The following is a 19,353-nucleotide window of genomic DNA, read 5'->3' on the forward strand; positions in this document are numbered from 1 at the left end:
GTCCGCCCGTACCGCCCGCCCGTCCGCACCACCCGCCGCCCGCCGTGCCTGCGGGGCGGCCGCCCGCCCGCCGACCCTGCCGTCCGGCACCCGACCGAGGGACACCCGAGCACCGTGGACGCATCGAGCCTCACCGCCCTGCTGGTCGCCGTGGTGGGGGTGGCCGGCACCCTCGCCTCGGCGCTCCTGACGCAGCGCCGGGGCGACGCGGCCCGCCGGGAGGAGCGGGAGGCGGCCGAGCGGCAGCGGCGGGAGGAACTCGCCGAGCAGCGCGCGGCGGTGGACTTCGCCGAGCGCCGCGCCGGCTGCCCGGCAGGTCCGCCCCGATCCCCGGCAGAGCCGACCCGGTCCCGGCGGCCCGGTCGGAGCTCCGCCGACGGCCCGATCCCCGTCTCGGAGGTCGCGGAGGGGGCCGGGCCGCTCGGCGTTTCGGGTGGCTTTCCGCCCTTCGTGCCCGGATCGGATGCGTTCGCCCTGGCTGTCCCACCAGTCACAGCAGTCCCACCGGTTCAGCTGGTCCAGACCATTGACGCTCCCTCGGGCGCTCCCTAGCATGATCCGGACCGCGGCGGCCAAACGGGGGCCCGCCGCCTCCCGCCGAGCGCGCAGCTCCCTCCCACCCATGCAGGGCACGCGGCCGAGCCATGTCCCAGACCCGCCGTCCCCTCCGTGGGGCGGGTACCGAGGAGTGTCATGTCCACGACCGTCCAGGAGTCCGAGCACCGGCCTGCCCAGCCGTCCGCGCCAGGCACGCCCACCACCACCGGCCCGGAGCCCACCACCGGCCCGGAGCCCACCACCGGGCAGGAACCCACCGCCCTCACCGTCGGGCAGGAACGCCTCTGGTTCCTCGACCAGATGGACCCCGGCGACCCCGCGTACAACATCCCGCTCGTGCTGCGCCTCACCGGCGACCTCGCACCCGACTCGCTGCGCGCCGCCCTCGACGGCGTGGTGGCCCGGCACGAGGCGCTGCGCACCCGGTTCCCGGCCGAGGACGGCCGCCCGGCCGCCGTGGTCGACCCGCCCGCGCCCGTCCCGCTCGACCGGGTCGACCTGCGCGGCGCGCCCCACCCCGGGGCGGACCTCGCGGCCGCGCTCGCCGAACGCACCAACCGCGGCTTCGACCTGGCCGCCGGCCCGCTGCTGCGCGCCGCCCTGCTGCGCACCGGCGAGCGCGAGCACGTGCTCTGCCTCGTCCTGCACCACATCGCCGCCGACGGCTGGTCGCTCGGCCTGCTCCGCACCGAACTCGCCGACCGCTACGCCGCGCACCGCGCCGGCCGGCCGCTCGACCTGCCCGCCCCGCCCTCCTACACCGCCCACGCCGCAGCCGAACGCGCCTGGCTGGCCGGACCGGAGGCCGCCGAGGCGGTGGAGTACTGGCGCGGGCGGCTGGCCGGCGCGCCCGCGCTGGAGCTGCCGCTGGACCGCCCCCGGCCCGCCGGGCCGGGCAGCACGGGCGCCTTCCACACCCGGATCCTGCGCGGCGTCGGCCCCGAGCTGGAGGCCTTCGCCCGCGCCCGCCGGCTGACCCCGTTCATGGTGCTGGCCGCCGCCTACCAGGCCCTGCTGCACCGCTGCACCGGCCAGGACGACTTCTGCGTCGGCGTGCCCACCGCCGCCCGCACCACCGTCGAGAGCGAGTCGACGGTCGGCTACTTCTCCTCCGCCCTGGTGCTGCGCGCCGACCTCGACGGCGCGCCGACCTTCGACGCGCTGCTGCGCCGGGTGCGCACCGACTGGCTGGGCGCGCTCGGCCACGGCCGGGTGCCGTTCGAGCAGCTCGCCGAGGAGCTGCGGCCGGACCGCGACCCGGGCCGCACCCCGCTGTTCCAGACCCTGCTCACCGTGCACACCCAGCGCGGCGGCGCGCTCGACGAGCACCCGTTCGCCGACCTGGTCTGCGCCGAGACCGACGGCGGCCACACCGCCGCCAAGTTCGAACTCGCCCTGGACGTCCGGCCGGACGGTGCCGACCTGCAGGCCGTGTTCGGCTACCGGACCGATCTGCTGGACGAGGAGTGGGTGGTCCGGCTCGGCCGGCGCTTCGACACCCTGCTGCGTGCGGCGCTCGCCGGTCCGGACACCCCGGTCCACCTGCTGCCGCTCCTGGAAGCGGAGGAACTCGCCGCGTCGGTGGGGGAGTCCGCCGGACCGCCGCTGCCCGGCCACCCGGCCACGGTGCTCGACGCGATCGACCTCGCCGCCGCGGCCGAGCCGGCGGCGGCCGCGCTGATCGGGCGCGACGAGACCCTCGACCGGTCGCACCTCGTCGTCGCATCAGCGGAATTGGCGGCCCGGCTGGCGGCCCGCGGGGTGCGGCGCGGCGACCTGGTGGCGTTCTGCCTGCCGCGCGGGCCGCGCGCGGTGGTCGCCATGCTGGCCGCCTGGCGGGCGGGCGCCGGCTACCTGCCGCTCGACCCGGAGTACCCGGCCGCCCGGCTCGCCTTCATGCTCGCCGACAGCGGCGCGGCCGTGCTGGTCACCGCCGACGGCGCGCCCGTCGACGGCCTGGGCAGCACCGTCCCGGTGCTCCCGGTGCTCCCGGTGCCGCCCGCGCCGGGTGGTGCCGGGGCGCCGGACACCGCGCCCGCACGGCTTCCGGCCGGGGCCGCCGCCGGCCCGGACGACCCCGCCTACCTCGTCTACACCTCCGGCTCCACCGGCACCCCGAAGGGCGTCCTCGTCCCGCACCGCGCGCTGGCCGCCCGGGTCGCCTGGATGCGCGACGGCTACGGCATCACCGCCGCCGACCGGGTGCTCCAGTACGCCTCGCTCTCCTTCGACACCTGCGCCGAGGAGGTGTTCCCGGCCCTCGCCGCGGGCGCCGCCCTGGTGGTCGCCGACCCCGGCGCGGCCCTGCCCGACCAGCTCGCCGAACCGTCCGCCGCCGGCCTCACCGTCCTCGACCTGCCCACGCCGTACTGGCACCAGCTGACCGCCGACCTCGACGCCACCCCCTGGCCGCCCGGACTGCGCCTGCTGATCCTCGGCGCCGACCAGGTCGCCCCCGAGGCCGTCGCCGCCTGGCGCGCCCGCTTCGGCGACACCGTGCGGCTGGTCAACTCCTACGGGCCCACCGAGACCACCGTCATCGCCACCACCGCCGACCTCACCGCCGCCGACGCGGCGCACCGCCCGCCGATCGGCCGGCCGATCGGCGCCACCACCGTCGCCGTGCTCGACCGCCACGGCACCCCCGTGCCGCCCGGCACCCCGGGCGAGCTGGTCGTCGGCGGGGCCGGCGTCACCGACGGCTACCTCGGCCGGCCCGGCGCCACCGCCCGCGCCTTCGTCCCCGACCCGGACGGCCCGCCCGGCGCCCGCCGCTACCGCACCGGCGACCTGGTCCGCCGACGGGCCGACGGCGCCCTGGAGTTCCTCGGCCGGATCGACGCCCAGGTGAAGGTCCGCGGCTACCGGATCGAACCCGGCGAGGTCGAGTCGGCCCTGCTCGCCCGGCCCGGCGTCGGCCAGGCCGCGGTGGTCGCCCGCGGCGACAGCCTGGTCGGCTACGTCGTCGCCGCGCCCGGCGCCGGGGCGCCCGACCCGGCCGCACTGCGCGCCGACCTGGCGGCCGCGCTGCCCGCCCACCTGGTGCCCAACGCGCTGGTCGCCCTCGACGCGCTGCCGCTCACGCCCAACGGCAAGCTCGACCGCCGGGCGCTGCCCGCCCCCGACACCCGCCCCGAGCTGCGCGCCGCCTACCTCGCCCCGCGCACCGAGGCGGAGGAACTGGTCGCCGAGGTCTGGCAGGAGGTGCTCGGCCTCGACCGGGTCGGCGTCCACGACGACTTCTTCGACCTCGGCGGCCACTCCCTGCTCGCCACCCGGGTCATCGCCCGGATCCGCGGCACGGCCGACCTGGCCGTCCCGCTGCGCACCCTCTTCACCCACCGCACGGTGGCCGCCTTCGCCGACGCCGTCGAAGCCGCCCTGGTCGCCGAGCTCGACGCGCTGTCCGACGACGCCGCCGAAGAGCTGCTCGCCGCGCAGGACGCCCTGGAAGGGACCGCAACGCCCTCATGAGCACCGACACCACCAGCCCCGCCACCGGAGCGGACGCGCCCCCGGCGGCCGGCCTCACCGCCGTACCCGCCACCGCCGCACCCGCCACTGCCACCGCCGCACCAGCCGCGGCCGTCCCCGCTGCCGCCGCGCCCCCGGCGGCCGGCCTCACCGCCGCCAAGCGGGAGCTGCTCAGCCGCCGGCTGAGGGCCCGCACCGCCCCGCGCCAGGCGATCGCCCGCCGCGCCGCCGACGCGCCCGTGCCGCTCTCCTTCGCCCAGGAACGGCTCTGGTTCATGGAGCAGTTCGCGCCGGGCACCGCCGCCTACAACATCCCGGTGGTCCGGCGGCTGCGGGGGCCGCTGGACGCCGACGCGCTGCGCCGGGCCCTGGACGGCTCCGTCGCCCGGCACGAGACGCTCCGCTCCCGCTACCCGGCCACCGACGACGGCCGCCCGGTACTGGCCGTGGAGCCGCCCGGCCCGGCCGACCTCACCGTGGTCGACGCCGACGGCGAGGCGCACGCCGAACGGCTCGTCGACGAGGCCTCCGCCGTCCCCTTCGACCTCGAACGCGGCCCGCTGCTGCGCGCCCTGCTGATCCGGCTCGCCGCCGAGGACCACGTCCTGCTGCTGGTCGTCCACCACAGCGTCAGCGACGGCTGGTCCAGCGAGGTGCTGCTCGGCGAGATCCTCCGCAGCTACGCCGCCCACGCGGCCGGACGCCCCGACCCGCTGCCGGAACTCGCCGTCCAGTACGGCGACTTCGCGATCTGGCAGCGCGAGCGGCTGAGCGGCGGGCGGCTCGCCGCCGAGGTCGCGCACTGGGCCCGCGAACTGGCCGGGGTCGAACCGCTGGAGCTCGCCTTCTCCCGCCCCCGGCCGCCCCGCCAGACCTTCGAAGGCGCCGGCTACGGCTTCGCCGTCGACCGCGACCTGCTCGACCGGCTCACCGCCCTCGGCAAGCAGCACGACGCCACCGTCCACATGGTGCTGCTCGCCGCCTTCCAGGCCCTGCTCGCCCGCTACAGCGGCCAGCGCGACTTCGCCGTCGGCTCGCCCGTCGCCGGCCGCCCCGAGCCCGAACTCGAACCGCTCGTCGGCATGTTCGTCAACGTCCTGGCGCTGCCCGCCCGGCTGGACGGCGACCCGGCCTTCGCCGAACTGCTCCGCCGCACCCGCGAGACCTGCCTGGAGGCCTACGCCCACCAGGAGCTGCCCTTCGCCCAGCTGGTCACCGAGCTCAAGGTGCCCCGGGACGTCACCCGGCCGCCGGTCTTCCAGGCCGTCCTCGCCGTCCAGAACTACGCCACCCAGCGCGACGGGACCGGCGAACTGCCGGTCGAGGTCGAGCCGTTCGGGGTGCGGGCCAGCGGCACCCGGTTCGACCTGGAACTGTTCCTGCAGGAGTGGCCGCAGGGCCTGCTCGGCTCGTTCAACTACAACACCGACCTGTTCGCCGAGGCCGACATCGCCCGCCTCGCCGGACACCTCGGCCGGCTGCTCACCGCCGTCGCCGCCGACCCCGACACCCCGCTGTCCGCCCTCGACGACCTCCCCGCCGCCGAACGCTCCTTCGAGATCGACGAGTTCAACGACACCGCCGTCGACCGGCCGGACACCACGCTGACCGCCCTGGTCGCCGAGCAGATCGCCCGCACCCCGGACGCCGTCGCCGTCGCCTTCGAGGGCAAGCCCGCCCTGACCTACCGTCAGCTCGACGCCGCCGCCGACCGGATCGCCGCCCGCCTCGCCGCCGAGGGCGTCGGGCCGGGCAGCCTGGTCGCGGTCAGCGCCGAACGCTCGCCCGAACTCGTCGCCGGCCTGCTCGGCGTGCTCCGCACCGGCGCCGGCTACACCCCGCTCGAACCCGAGTACCCCGCCGAGCGGCTCGCCTTCCTGCTCGCCGACAGCGCCGCACCCGTCCTGCTCACCCAGCGCCGCCTCCCCGTCCCCGACGGCTGCACCGCCCGCGTCCTGCTGCTCGACGACCCCGGCGAATGGCCCAAGGCCAGAAGCAGAGCCGCCGGCCCCGCCGGCCCGGACGGGCCCGCCCCCGACGACACCGCCTACCTGATCTACACCTCCGGCTCCACCGGCCGCCCCAAGGGCGTCCCCAACACCCACCGGGCCATCGCCAACCGCCTCCGGTGGATGCAGGACGCCTACCGGATCGGCCCCGGGGACGCCGTCCTGCAGAAGACCCCGGCCGGATTCGACGTCTCCGTCTGGGAGTTCTTCTGGCCGCTCACCACCGGCGCCCGGATCGTCCTCGCCAGGCCCGGCGGCCAGAAGGACAGCGGCTACCTGCGCGACCTGATCGTGCGGGCGGGCGTCACCGTCGCCCACTTCGTCCCCGCCATGCTCACCGTCTTCCTCGCCGAGGACGGCGTCGAGCAGTGCACCGCCCTGCGCCGCGTCGTGTGCAGCGGCGAGGCCCTCCCGCCCGACACCGCACGGGAGTTCACCACCCGCCTGCCCGGCTGCGCGCTCGCCAACCTGTACGGGCCCACCGAGGCCGCCGTCGACGTCTCCGCCTGGGAGTGCGAGGGCCCGCCGGAGACCGTCCCGATCGGCCTGCCGATCGACAACACCCGCCTCTACGTACTGGACGAGGCGCTCCGGCCCGTGCCGCCCGGCGCCCCCGGCGAACTCCACATCGGCGGCACCGCCGTCGCCCTCGGCTACCACCGCCGACCCGGCCTCACCGCCGCCCGGTTCGTCCCCGACCCCTACGGCCCGCCCGGCGCCCGCCTCTACCGCACCGGCGACCTCGCCCGCCGCCGCCCCGACGGCGCCCTCGAACACCTCGGCCGGATCGACCAGCAGGTCAAGATCCGCGGCCTGCGGATCGAACCCGGCGAGACCGAGGCCGCCCTGCGCGCCCAGCCCGGCATCGCCGACGCCGCCGTGGTCGTCCGCGAGGACCGGCCCGGCGACAAGCGCCTGGTCGGCTACCTCGTCCCCGCGCCCGGCGCCGACGAACCCGACCCCGCCGCGCTGCGCGCCGCACTCAAGCGCACCCTGCCCGACCACCAGGTGCCCACCGCCTTCGCCGTCCTGCCCGCCCTGCCGCTCACCCCCAACGGCAAGCTCGACCGCCGGGCCCTGCCCGCCCCGCAGCTGCGCCGCGACGCCGGGACCACCGCGCCCGAGACCCCCGCCGAGCGGGTGCTCGCCGAAATCTGGGCCGAGGTGCTCGGCCTGCCCGAGGTCGGCACCGACGAGGACTTCTTCGACCTCGGTGGCCACTCCCTGCTCGCCACCCAGGTGGTCGCCAAGGCCCGCCGGCGGCTCGCCGAGGCCGGCGCCCGCCCGGTCAGCGTGATGGACCTCTTCACCTGCCGCACCGTCCGCGACCTCGCCGCGCTCGCCTCCCTCGACGAGCAGGACCGCGGCCCGCGCCGGCTGCTGCACCGGCTCACCCGGCCCGTCCCCGCCGACCGCCGCCGGCTCACCCTGGTCTGCGTCCCGTACGGGGGCGGCAGCGCCGTCGTCTACCAGCCGGTCGCCGACCTGCTGCCCGCCGACACCGAACTGTGGGCGGTGGCCATCCCCGGCCACGACATCGGCGTCACCGAACAGCACCTGCCCTTCGACGAGCTGGCCGAGCAGCTGGCCGCCGAGGTCCGCGAACGGGTCGACGGGCCGGTGGTCGTCTACGGCCACTGCGGCGTCGGCACCGCGCTGGCCGTCGCCACCGCCCGCCTGCTGGAGGCCTCCGGCCGCGAACTGGAGGCGGTCTACGCGGGCGCCCAGTTCCCCTTCGCGAAGCCGCGCAGCAGGGTGCTCACCGCGCTCAGCGGACTCGCCTCGCTGGAGCCGCTGCTCGGCGACCGGGTCTACCTCAACTGGCTCACCGGCATGGGCGTCGACACCTCCGAACTCGACCAGGAACAGGTCCGGTTCATCGTCGGCAACATGCGCCGCGACTCCAAGGCCGCCGAGGCGTACTTCACCCGCGCCATCGCCGAGGTCGCCGCCGGCGCGCCCCGGCTGCGCGCGCCGCTCGTCTCGCTGGTCGGCGACCACGACCCGGCCGCCGACTTCTACCAGGAGCGCTACCGGGAGTGGCTGCTGCTCGCCGAGCGCTCCGCCGTCGCGGTGCTCGACCAGGGCGGCCACTTCTTCGTCAAGTACCGGGCGGGGGAGGTCGCCGAGGCCGTCACCACCGTGCACCGCGCCGTCCTGGCGGGGGAGACCGGCACCCTGCCCGCCCGGGCGCCCGAGAACTCCTGGTGGTTCCACGGCGAGACCGGCCCGCCCGCCCCGGCCGTCCCCGCCCCGGCCACGGCCGCCCCCGCCACGCCCGCCCCCGCCCCGGCGGCGGACGCTGCGAAGGACGGCGCGACCGCGGGACCGGAGGCCGACGGCCCGCAGCCCGGCTTCGGCCGCTTCCTCGCCGTCGCCGCCGGACAGCTGGCCTCCATCACCGGCTCCGCGCTCACCGAGTTCGCGCTGCCGATCTGGATCCTGCTGGAGACCGGCTCGATGGCCCGGTACGCGCTCTACGCCGTCGTCGCCATGCTCCCCGGCATCCTGGTCGGCCCGCTGGCCGGCGCCCTGGTCGACCGCCTCGACCGGCGGAAGGTCATGCTCGCCGGGGACACCGCGGCCGGCGCCACCCAGGCCGCGATGCTCGCCCTGCTGCTCGCCGGGCAACTGCACTCCTGGACGGTCTACGTCCTGCTCGGCGTGCTCTCCGTCGCGCTCACCTTCCAGCGCCTCGCCTACGCCTCCGCGGTGCCCCAGATCGTCCCCAAGCAGTACCTCGGCCACGCCAACGGCATCGTCCAGCTCGCCTTCGGCACGGCCCAGTTCGTCGTCCCGCTGGTGGCCGTGGCGCTGATGGCGGCGATCGGCCTGCGCGGCATCCTGATCATCGACGTGGCCAGCTACGTCCTCGCGATCGGCATCCTGCTCGCCGTGCGGTTCCCCCGGACGCTGCCGTGGACCAGGCGCGAGTCCCTCACCGAGGAGATCAAGCAGGGCTTCGGCTACTCCTGGCGCAACCGGGGCTTCCGGGCGATGCTGCTCTGGTTCGCCGGGCTGAACGTCTTCCTCTCCCCGCTGTTCCTGCTCGTCACCCCCATGGTGCTCGCCTTCGACGACCTCGACGGCGCCGCCCGGGTGGCCGTGGCCGGCGGGGCGGGCGCGCTGCTCGGCGGCGTCGCCATGGGCTTCTGGGGCGGGCCGCGCCGGCACCGGCTGCGCGGCATGCTCGGCCTGGCCGCCCTCCTCGCCCTGGCCGGGGCCGTCACCGGCCTGCACGCCGGCCTCTGGGTGATCGCCGCCGGGGCGTTCGGGATGTCCTTCGCGCTCTCCCTGGTCAACGGCGTCTACTCGACGATCGTCCAGGTCAAGGTGCCGCAGCGGTTCCACGGCCGGGTCTTCGCGCTCAACACCCTGGTCGCCTGGTCCACCCTGCCGCTCGGCCACGGAGTCATCGCCCCGGTCGGCTCGGCCGTGTTCGGCCCGCTGATGGAGCCCGGCGGCGCGCTCGCCCCGGTCTTCGGCCCGCTGATCGGGACCGGGCCCGGGCGCGGCATCGCCCTGATGTACGTGCTGTTCGGCCTGGCCATGCTGGTGCTGGTCGCCGTCGGGCTGCGGCTGCCCGCACTCGCCCGCTTCGACCGGGACGTGCCCGACGCCGAACCGGACGACCTGGTCGGCCTGCGCGAGCGCGCCCGCGCCGCGGCGGCCCGCCGGGCCGCGGAGGAGGCCACCCGGCGCGCCGGGACGGACGCGGCGCACCGGGGGCACGCGGACACCGCACCGCGGGCGAAGGCGGGCGCCGAATGAACCGCGCCCCCGCCACCCTTCCCGAACTGCTCGCCCACCGGGCCGCCGCGCACCCCGGTCGGACCGCCGTGGTCAACGGCCCCGACCGGCTCGACTTCGGTTCCTGGCAGGCCCGTTCGGGCGCGCTCGCCGGCGCCCTGCGCGCCGCCGGCCTGCGCCCCGGCGACCGGGTCGGCCTGCGCCACGGCACCGCGGACTGGGCGGCCTACGCCGTCGCCCACCTGGCCGTGCTCCGGGCCGGCGGCGTCGCCGTCCCGCTCTCCGACCGGCTCGCCCCGGCCGTCACCGCGCACGCCTTCGCCGACTCCGGGGCGCGGTTCCTGCTGCACGCGGGGGCGACCGCCGCCGACGTCGCCGTCGACCTCGCCGCCGCCGGGGTGACGGCGCTCACCGAGGCGGACGCCGCCGGTCACCCCGCCGACCCCGGCCTCCCGGACGCCGACCCGGCGGCCCCCGCCCAGATCCTCTACACCTCCGGCACCACCGGCACGCCCAAGGGCGTCACCGCCACCCACGCCAACCTCGCGTACGGCTGCACGCTGGACGAGCGCCGCCGCCCGCTGCGGCACTCCGCCGCCTTCCTGCACGCCTTCCCGGTCGGCACCAACGCCGGCCAGACCATGCTGGTCAACGCGCTCAACGCGCACGCCACCTGCATCGCCGCCCCGCAGTTCACCCCGCTGCGGTTCCTCCGGCTGATCGCCGAACACGAGGTCGGCAGCGTGTTCGTCGTCCCCGCGATGGCGGTCGAACTGCTCGGCTCGGCCGCCCTCGCCAAGGCCACGGCGGGCGCCGCCGGCGCGCCGGGCGGTACCGGAGCACCGGGCGGCGGAAGCGCGCTGGACGGCGTCAAGCTGGTCGGCTCCACCGCCGCCGCCCTCCCGCAGCCGGTCGCACTGGGCCTCAGCCGGGCCTTCCCGCACGCCCAGATCGCCAACTACTACACCTCCACCGAGGCCGCGCCCGCCCAGGTCACCCTGCTCTTCGACCCGGAGCACCCGGAGTCGCCCGGGCAGCCGGCCTCGCTCGCGGACCTGCGGATCACCGACGCCGACGGCCGCCCGGTCCCGCCCGGCGAGCCGGGCGAGCTCTGGCTCCGCTCGCCGACCGCCCCGCGCGGCTACCTCGGCGAGCGCGACCCGGCCGTGTTCCAGGGCCGCTGGGTCCGGATGGGCGACCTCGGGCGGATCGACGAGGACGGCTTCCTGCACCTGCTCGACCGGGAGAAGGACGTCGTCAAGTCCGGCGCCCACAAGGTCTCCACGCTCCAGGTCGAGAACGCCCTGCACAGCCACCCGCTGGTGGCCGACGCCGCCGCGTTCGGCGTCCCGCACCCGGTCCTGGGCAGCGTGGTCGCCGCAGCCGTCGTCCTCGCTCCTGCCGACGGCGGTGCGCCCGACGCGCCGACCGCCGCCGACCTGCGCACCTTCCTGCTGGACCGGCTCGCCACGCACGAACTGCCGGCCACCGTCCTGTTCCTCGACGCACTGCCCCGCAACGAGGGCGGAAAGGTCCTCAAACGCGAACTGCGCCGGCTCCTGACGACCCACGAGTCCCCCGAGGCACCCCGATGAGCACCCCCCTCAGCCCCGCCCAGCACGGCATCTGGCTCACCGAGCAGACCCTCGACGCCGGAGCCGCCTACCACCTCGCCGTCACCGTCGGGTTCGACGGCCCGCTCGACGTCCCGGCCCTGGCCGAGGCCTGCGCCGCGGTCGTCCGCCGGCACCCGGCGCTCGGCAGCCGGATCGCCCCCGACGGCACCGCCGTCCTGGCCGGACCGGCGCCCGCGCTGCGCCTGGCCGACTGCGGCGAGGACGAGCTCGACAAGCTGCTCGCCGACGAGACGGCCGCCCGCTTCGACCTGGCCGCCGGGCCGCTCGCCCGGTTCGGCCTGTACCGGACCGGACCGTCGCGGCACGTGCTGCTGGTCACCGCCCACCACCTGGCCTTCGACGGCGAGTCCAAGGACCGGCTGGTCGCGGACCTGGCCGCCGCCTACCGCGGGGAGCTCGCGGACGCCGGGTCCGCCGCGGACGCCGTGCCCGCCGGCCCCGCCGTGCCCGCCGCCGTCGAGCCGGCGCCGCAGGAGGTCGCGGCCGCCACCGCCTACTGGGCCGACCGCTGGCACGAGCCCGGACCGCCCGTGCTGCCCGGCCTGCGGCGGCCGACCGACGGCGGCGCCGCCCCCGCGCCCGGCGCCGCCGTCCCCTTCCGGCTGGCCGGCGCCCGGCACACCGCGCTGGCGGCCACCGCCGACCGGCTCGGCGTCACCCGCTTCGAACTGCTCACCGCCGCCTGGCACGCCCTGCTGCTGCGCTACGGCAACCGGGCGCCCGCCACCGCCGTCGAACTGTCCGTCCGCCGCCCCGGCGAGCCGGTCGCCGTCGGCCTCGCCGTCAACGAACTCCCGCTGTTCACGGGCCCGTCGGCCGCGCAGCCGTTCGCGGACCTCGCGCAGGACGTGCGCACCGGGCTGCGCGGCCTCTACCCGCACCGCGCCGTGCCGCTCGGCCGGGCCGTCCGCGGCCTCACCCCGCGCACCGCGCTGACCCCGCTCTCGGTCAGCTACCGCCGCCGGCCCACGGGCCCGGCGGAGCCCGACTTCGGCGCCGCCGCGGCCGGACCGGCCGCCGCTGGGGAGGCTCTCACCGGGGAGGCCCTCACCGCCGCCGTCCGCTGGACCGGCTTCGCCGGCACCGCCCGCAACCTCCTCCACCTCCAGCTCGTCGACTCCGAGGACGAGGTGACCGGAAGCCTGCAGTACCGGGCGGAGGCCTTCACGCCGGACGCCGCCGAACGGATCGCCGGCCACCTCGTCACCCTGCTGGACGGCGCCCTCGCCGACCCCGCCACCCCCGTCGGTGACCTGCCGCTGCTCGGCCCGGCCGAACGGGCCGCCCAGCTCGCCGCGCCCGCGCCCCGCCCCGAACTCGCCGAGGACACCGTCCCCGCCCTGTTCGCCGCCCGCGCGGCGGCCACCCCCGAGGCCGTCGCCCTGGTCGCCGACGGCGCCGTGTACACCTACCGGGAACTCGCCGGCCTGGTCGCCCACGCGGCCGCCGCGCTCGCCCGGCACGGGGCCGGTCCGGGCGCGCTGGTCGGCATCGCCCTGCCCCGCGGCCGGGACCAGCTGGTGGCCGTCCTCGCCACCCTGGCCGCCGGCGCCGCCTACCTGCCGCTCGACCCCGAGTACCCCGCCGAGCGGCTCGCCTTCCTGCGCGCCGACGCCGGGCTCGCCCTGCGGATCACCGGCGAGCCGGACGGGCCGGGCGACCTCACACCCGCCGACCTGGCCCCCGCCGGTCCGACCCCCGCCGACCCCGTCCCCGTCCTCGTCCCCGTCCTCGTCCCCGATGCCGCGACCGCCGCGCCCGGTGAGCCGGCCCCCGTACCGGGCGAGGGGCCCGCGCTGCCCGCGGGCCCCTCGTCCGCCCACCCCGCCTACGTCCTCTACACCTCCGGCTCCACCGGCACCCCCAAGGGCGTCGAGGTGCCGCACGGCGCGCTCGCCAACCTGCTCGCCTCCCTGCGCGACCGGCTCGGCGCCCGCCCCGCGGACCGCTGGCTCGGCCTCACCTCGCTCTCCTTCGACATCTCCACCGTCGAACTGCTGCTCCCGCTCACCACCGGCGGCCGCGTCGTCCTCGCCCCCGAGGGCGCCCACCGGGACGGGCCCGCACTGCTCGCGCTGATCGCCCGTGAGCGGATCAGCCACGTCCAGGCCACCCCCAGCGGCTGGCGGGTCCTGCTCGACGCCGGGCTCGGGGCACCGGACGAGGACGCGGCCCCCGGCCTGACCGCGCTCACCGGCGGCGAGGCCCTGCCCGCGCCGCTCGCCGCCGAACTGGCCGCCGCCACCGCCCGCCTGGTCAACGTCTACGGCCCCACCGAGACCACCGTCTGGTCCACCCTCGCCGAACCCGTCGGGACGGACGGCCGGATCGGCATCGGGGACCCGCTCGACAACACCCGCGCCCACGTCCTGGACGAGCGCCTGCACCCCGTCCCGTACGGGCTGGCCGGCGAGCTGTACCTCGGCGGCGCGGGCGTCGCCCACGGCTACCGGGGACGCCCCGGCCTGACCGCCGCCCGGTTCCTCCCCGACCCGTACGGGCCGCCCGGCGCCCGGCTCTACCGCACCGGCGACCTGGTCCGGCGGCACCCCGACGGCACCCTGGAGTACGTGGGCCGCGCCGACACCCAGGTCAAGCTGCGCGGCCACCGGATCGAACTCGGCGAGATCGAGGCCCGGCTGGCCGAGCACCCCGCCGTCGCCCGGGCCGCCGCCGCCCTGCACGGCCCCGGGGACGACCGCCGGCTCGCCGTCTACGTCGTCCCGTCCGGGCCGGAGCCCGGGGCGGACGAGCTGCGCGCCCACCTCGCCGCCACCCTGCCCGCCGCCGTCCTGCCGAGTGCCTTCCTCGTCCTCGACGCCTTCCCGCTGACCCCCAACGGCAAGCTGGACCGCGCGGCACTGCCCGAACCGGCCCCGGTCCGGGCGGAACCGCCGGCCCCGCCCGCCGAGCACGGCGGCCCCGACACCCCCGACGGCCCCCACGGTCCCGACACCCTGGACCCGACCACCGCCACCGTGCTCGCCATCTGGCGCGAGGTGCTGCGGCTGGACGACCTCGGCCCGGACGAGGACTTCTTCGACCTCGGCGGCCACTCGCTGCTGATCACCGCCATCGCCGCCCGGATCCGCCGGGAGCTCGGCGTCGCCGTCCCCCTGGACGTCTTCTTCGACACCCCGACCGTGCACGGCGTCGCCGCCGCCGTCGCCGACCTTCGCAAGGAGTAGCCCGTGAGCACCGAAGCCCAGTACCAGGTGGTCGTCAACGACGAGGAGCAGCACGCCCTCTGGCCGTCCGGCGCCCCGCTCCCCGCCGGCTGGCGCGCCGAGGGGTTCGCCGGCACCGAGGAGGAGTGCGCCGCCCACGTCGACCGGGTCTGGCCCGACATCCGCCCGCTCAGCCTGCGCCGGCGCCTCGCCGAGCAGGCTGCGGCCGTCACCGGCGGAGCCGCCCGGTGAGCGCCCCCGCCGACACGGCCGGCGCAGCCGGCGCCCCCGCAGCCGCCGCCCCCGGTGACGCCGCCCTCGGTGACGCCGCCCTCGGTGACGCGCTGCGCCGCCGCCTCGCCGAGCTGGTCTCCGAGGCCACCGACGGACAGCTCGGCACCGCCGAACTCCTCGCCTCCGACGCGTCGTTGGCCGCACTCGGGGTCTCCTCGCTGGCCCTGCTGCGACTCGCCGACGGCCTGGAGGGGGAGTTCGAGGTGCTGATCGACCTCGGCGACCCGGCGCTCCACGCCGAAGGCCTCGACGGCCTGGCCGAGCGCCTCCGCCGACTCGGCGCGGAGCCCACCGGATGAGCGGACCCACCGGGGCCGTCCCGGCCGTGGGCGGGGCGCCCGCGGCCGGGGCGGCCGTCCTCACCGTCCCCTTCACCGGCGGCCGCTCCGGCCTGGCCCCGCTCACCTGGGGCCAGCGGGCCATCTGGCACGCCATCGGCCGCACCGCGCCCAACGACCACTACTTCAACCTCGGCCGGGTGCTCCCGCTCGCCGACCGGGGCGCACCCGTCGACGAGGCCGGATTCACCGCGGCCGTGGCCGCGCTGCTCACCCGGCACGAGGCGCTCCGCACCCGGCTGGCCCTGTCCCGGGACGGCGAACCGGGCCAGCACCTCCTCGCCGCCGGCGAGATCGGCGTGACGGTCCGCGACGAGCCCGACCCGGCCCGCGCCGGGCAGGCCGCCGAGGAGCTGCTCGGCGCGCTCGTCGGGCGGCGGTTCGACTACGCGGGGGAGTGGCCGGTCCGGATCGGCGCCGTCCGCAGCGGCGGCCGGATCACCCACGCCGTGCTCGCCCTCTGCCACCTGGCCTCCGACGGGCACGGCGCCGAGGTGCTGCTGCGAGACCTGCGGCTGCTGGTCCGCCGCGGCTCCGCCGGCCGCCCCGTCGCCGGGACCCCGTACGACCTCGCGCACGAGCAGCACGGCCCGGCCGGCCGCCGCCGGGGCGCCGCCGCGCTGGCCCGCTGGGAGGCGGACCTGCGGCGGATCCCGCCGACCATGTTCCCCGAGCCGGTCGCCGAGCCGCGCACGCCCCGGTTCTGGACCGGCCGGCTGGTCTCCGCCGCGCTCCCGCCCGCGGTCGACGCGCTCGCCGCCGCCCACCTGGTCAGCGGATCCACCGTACTGCTCGCCGCCTCGGCCGCGCTGGTCGCCGCCGACCGGGGCCACCCGGCCGCCGCCGTCCTCCCGATCGCCGGCAACCGCGCCGGCCGTGACCACCGCGACCTGGTCAGCACGCTCTCCCAGGACGCCCTGGTCGTGCTGGACCTGCCCGCGGACCCCGACGGCCGGGCCGTCTTCACCGACCTGCTACCCGCCGCCTGGCGGGCCGCCCTGGCCGGCTACCGGGCCGCCGCCTACGACCCGGTGGAGTGGGACGCCCTGCTCGCCCGGATCGCCGCGGAGCGCGGCACCGAGGTGCACCCGTACTGCTGCTTCAACGACATGCGGCTGGTCGAACGGCCGCTCCGGCCGGGGGCGTTGCCGACCGGCGAGGCACTCGCCGCGCTCCGCCGGCGCACCGTCCTCGACTTCCCGGCCACCCAGGAGCGGGTGGCCTGCCGCTACTGCCTCCACCTGACCGGCGACGACACCGCCCTCACCGTCACCCTGACCGCCGACACCGCCCACCTGCCGCCGGACGCCGTCCACGCCCACCTCCGGGCGATCGAGGAGGTCGTCGTCGCCTCCGCCGCCGGTGCCCCGCCCCGGCTCGCCGACCTGCCCGGCCTGCTCGCCGGGTACCGGGACGCCGCCCCGTGAGCGCGGACCGCGTCCCGAGACCGCTCGCCTGGGCGGAGTCCACCTCCTGCGTCCAGGGCGGCCGGCTCCGCTTCCACCTCGCCGCCGGCGACGGCGGGCCGCTGCGCGGGCGGGTCGTCGTCACCGACGAGGTCACGGGCGAGGTCCGGCTCAAGGCCGCCGTCGACGGGCGGCTCCTCGACCTCACCGTGCCCGCCGACTGGCCGAGTTCGCTCTACCGGGCGAGCTTCCACGACGAGCGCCCCGAGCTGCCCGCGCCCGAGCGGGACGCGGAGCACGAGGTCTGGTTCGTGGTGCGCGCCGCCCGGCCGGGAGCCTCCGCCACCACCCTGGTGTCGATCCCGTTCGCCACCTGGCGCGCCTACCACCGCGCCGGGCAGCCCGGCCGCGGCCTGTACTACGCCGAACAGCCGGACCGCGCCGCCCGGGTCCCGCTCGACGCGCCCGGCGGCGGCCCGCCGCCCGAGCGGTGGGAGGAGCCGCTGCTGCGCTGGCTGCCCCGGGCCGGTCACCCGGTCGAGTACTGCTCCGGCCTCGACCTGCACGACCGGACCGGCGGGGCCGGACTCCTCGCCGCCTACCGGCTGCTGGTGGTCAACGGGCACGACGAGTACTGGTCCGCCGAAATGCGGGACACCGTCGAGGAGTTCGCCCGCCGGGGCGGCAACCTGGCCTTCTTCGCGGCCAACACGGCGTGGTGGCAGATCCGGCTGGAGGACGACGGCCGGACGCTGGTCTGCCACCGCGACGCCGCCGCCGACCCGGTCACCGCCACCGACCCGCGGCGCGCCACCGTCGAATGGTCCGCCTCCCCGGTCGACCGCCCCGAGAACACCATGACCGGCGTCAGCTTCCGCCACGGCGCCGGCGCCTGGGGCGACGGGATGGCGGTGATCGGCCGCGAGTCGTACACCGTCCGCTTCGCCGACCACTGGGTCTTCGAGGGCACCGGCCTCGCCGACGGGGACACCTTCGCCCTCGGCGCCCTCGGCTACGAGACCGACGCCGCCGAACTCGACTGGTCCGCGGGCGTCCCCCGCGCCACCGGCCGCGACGGCACCCCCCGCTCCTTCGCCGTCCTCGCCACCGCCGACCTGCGGCACTGGCGGCACTACGGGCAGGGCGGCTGGGCCACCATGGGCGTCCACCGGCTCGGCACCGGCACCGTCTTCAACGCCGCCACCATCAACTGGGGCCGCGCCCTAGGCGATCCGGTGGTCGACCGGATCACCCGCAACGTCCTCGACCGCCTCGGCGGTGCCGCCCCCGCCCCGCGCTGGCACACCGTCGGCCCGGCTCCCGGCCTGCGCGCCCTCGCCGCCTGCGAGGGGCTGCTCTTCGGCGTCGCCGCCGACGGCACCACCCTGCTCCACCGCGAGCCCGGCGACCAGAACCTCCCCTGGACGCCCTGCCCGCCGGCCGGCGACGCCGCCCGGATCCGCTGCCTCACCGCCCCGCGCGAGGCCTCCGGCCCGGTCCCGCTCGCCCTGCTCGCCGTCACCGAGGACGACCGGCTCCTCCTCCGCGACCCCGTCCCCGACCCGGCCCCGTGGACCCCCGCCGGCCACGTGCCGCCCGGGACCACGGCGCTGGCGGTCTGCGACGGCACCCTGTTCGCCGTCACACCGCACGACGACACCCTCCACCACCGCCCCGCGTCCGAGCCCGCGGCCCCCTGGCGCCCGCTCGGCCCGGCCGCCGGCGCCACCGCCCTGACGGTGCTGAACGGCCGCCTGCACGCGCTCACCCCGGCCGGCCTCGCCACCCGGCCCCCGACCACCGACCCGCGCACCCCGTTCGGTCCGGCGCACCCGTTCCCGCCCGCGGCCGCCCTCGCGGCCCTCGCCGGCCGGCTGCTCGCCGTCTCGCCGGACGGCCGGCTGCTGAGCCACCCGGCGGTGTGACGGCGGCGCCGACGGCGTGACGGTGGGTCACGGGCTGCCGGGATCCGCGACCGGGGGAACCGGGTGCCCGGGTCCGGCCGTCCTCCGAAGCGGACGGTCGGGGCTCCGCCGGGGAATCCGGCTGTACCCGGTCCGTCCGGACCGCTGTCTTCGCGCTCTGCGGCGCCCGTCCCGGCCCGCAGGTTCCGACACGTGATGGAGCCCTGTGACCGACTACGAGACGGCCCGGCTGATCAGCATGGTCGTCAGCATCGTCAACGTCCTCTTCCCGCTGGTCGGAGCCGTGGTGGCCGCCACGTTCGTGCGCCGCCGGGGGCGCGGCGCCCGCCTGGCGATGGTCGGTTGCCTGGTCCTGGCGCTGGGCCCGGTCCTCGTCGCGGTCGTGATGACCTTCGCGATGGCCGGCCTCTACGACGAGTACGGGGTGATCTGGGCGGTCAACGCCCCCGTCCTGCTCTCCCTGCCGTTCGAGCTGACCGGGCTCGGGATGCTCCTCGCCGGAGCCCTGGCCGCCGCGCCCGGGCCGCAGCAGCCGGTGTACGCGGGCGGGCCCTACGCGGCCGTCCCCCGGCCGCCCACCGACCAGCCGCCCACCGACACGGCCGCGAAGGTCTGACCGGACGTACGAGGGCCCCGGCCGCACCGGCCGGGGCCCTCGCGCGTCCGGCGTGGCGGCCTCCCGTGTCCCGTCCGGGCCGGTCCGGGGCCGGTCCGGGGCCGCCCGCTTCCGGCCACCGCCCGGACGCCGTCCCGGCCGGGTACGGGCGGGACGCGGGACGCCTGCCGGGGCGGCTG

The 19,353-nt window shown here is 77.7% G+C and carries 10 protein-coding genes; all 10 read left to right on the top strand.

The window, feature by feature from the left end:
- Positions 1-114: 114 nt before the first annotated feature.
- The 10 genes from AC067J_RS35120 to AC067J_RS35165 all read left to right on the top strand — a co-directional run bounded on the left by AC067J_RS35120 (position 115) and on the right by AC067J_RS35165 (position 19,174).
- Positions 115-552: a hypothetical protein gene (locus tag AC067J_RS35120; protein ID WP_478306242.1), complete on the top strand. Its 438-nt coding sequence runs from the start codon at positions 115-117 to the stop codon at positions 550-552.
- Positions 553-693: 141 nt separating this feature from the next.
- Positions 694-4,032, top strand: coding sequence for an amino acid adenylation domain-containing protein (locus tag AC067J_RS35125; RefSeq protein ID WP_478306244.1), 3,339 nt, complete (start codon positions 694-696; stop codon positions 4,030-4,032).
- Positions 4,029-9,812 (top strand): amino acid adenylation domain-containing protein, encoded by a 5,784-nt coding sequence (locus AC067J_RS35130; protein ID WP_478306246.1) that lies wholly within the window; start codon positions 4,029-4,031, stop codon positions 9,810-9,812. The genes AC067J_RS35125 and AC067J_RS35130 overlap by 4 nt, the downstream gene beginning before the upstream one ends.
- A complete protein-coding gene (locus AC067J_RS35135) occupies positions 9,809-11,386 on the top strand; it encodes a class I adenylate-forming enzyme family protein (protein ID WP_478306248.1) in 1,578 nt (525 codons plus the stop codon). Before AC067J_RS35130 ends, AC067J_RS35135 begins: the two co-directional genes overlap by 4 nt.
- Positions 11,383-14,616 carry an amino acid adenylation domain-containing protein gene (locus tag AC067J_RS35140; RefSeq protein ID WP_478306250.1) on the top strand — a complete coding sequence of 1,078 codons (3,234 nt, stop codon included), beginning with the start codon at positions 11,383-11,385 and terminating at the stop codon, positions 14,614-14,616. Before AC067J_RS35135 ends, AC067J_RS35140 begins: the two co-directional genes overlap by 4 nt.
- Positions 14,617-14,619: 3 nt before the next feature.
- Positions 14,620-14,847, top strand: coding sequence for an MbtH family protein (locus AC067J_RS35145; protein ID WP_478306252.1), 228 nt, complete (start codon positions 14,620-14,622; stop codon positions 14,845-14,847).
- Positions 14,844-15,188 (top strand): acyl carrier protein, encoded by a 345-nt coding sequence (locus AC067J_RS35150; protein WP_478306253.1) that lies wholly within the window; start codon positions 14,844-14,846, stop codon positions 15,186-15,188. The genes AC067J_RS35145 and AC067J_RS35150 overlap by 4 nt, the downstream gene beginning before the upstream one ends.
- Positions 15,185-16,654, top strand: a complete 1,470-nt coding sequence (locus AC067J_RS35155) for a condensation domain-containing protein (protein ID WP_478306255.1) — start codon at positions 15,185-15,187, stop codon at positions 16,652-16,654. The genes AC067J_RS35150 and AC067J_RS35155 overlap by 4 nt, the downstream gene beginning before the upstream one ends.
- The gene (locus AC067J_RS35160) at positions 16,651-18,558 is read left to right on the top strand and encodes a N,N-dimethylformamidase beta subunit family domain-containing protein (RefSeq protein ID WP_478306257.1); all 1,908 of its coding nucleotides are present in this window, start codon (positions 16,651-16,653) and stop codon (positions 18,556-18,558) included. Before AC067J_RS35155 ends, AC067J_RS35160 begins: the two co-directional genes overlap by 4 nt.
- A 205-nt stretch (positions 18,559-18,763) precedes the next feature.
- Complete coding sequence (locus AC067J_RS35165; protein WP_478306259.1) at positions 18,764-19,174, top strand: hypothetical protein; 411 nt, start codon at positions 18,764-18,766, stop codon at positions 19,172-19,174.
- The last annotated feature ends 179 nt before the right edge of the window (positions 19,175-19,353 follow it).

The organism is Kitasatospora sp. NPDC042419 (genome assembly GCF_056437345.1).

Coding starts and splice junctions, on each gene's coding strand:
- AC067J_RS35155 (WP_478306255.1), top strand. CDS start 15,185: ATGAGCGGACCCACCGGGGCCGTCCCGGCCGTGGGCGGGGCGCCCGCG.
- AC067J_RS35130 (WP_478306246.1), top strand. CDS start 4,029: ATGAGCACCGACACCACCAGCCCCGCCACCGGAGCGGACGCGCCCCCG.
- AC067J_RS35125 (WP_478306244.1), top strand. CDS start 694: ATGTCCACGACCGTCCAGGAGTCCGAGCACCGGCCTGCCCAGCCGTCC.
- AC067J_RS35135 (WP_478306248.1), top strand. CDS start 9,809: ATGAACCGCGCCCCCGCCACCCTTCCCGAACTGCTCGCCCACCGGGCC.
- AC067J_RS35140 (WP_478306250.1), top strand. CDS start 11,383: ATGAGCACCCCCCTCAGCCCCGCCCAGCACGGCATCTGGCTCACCGAG.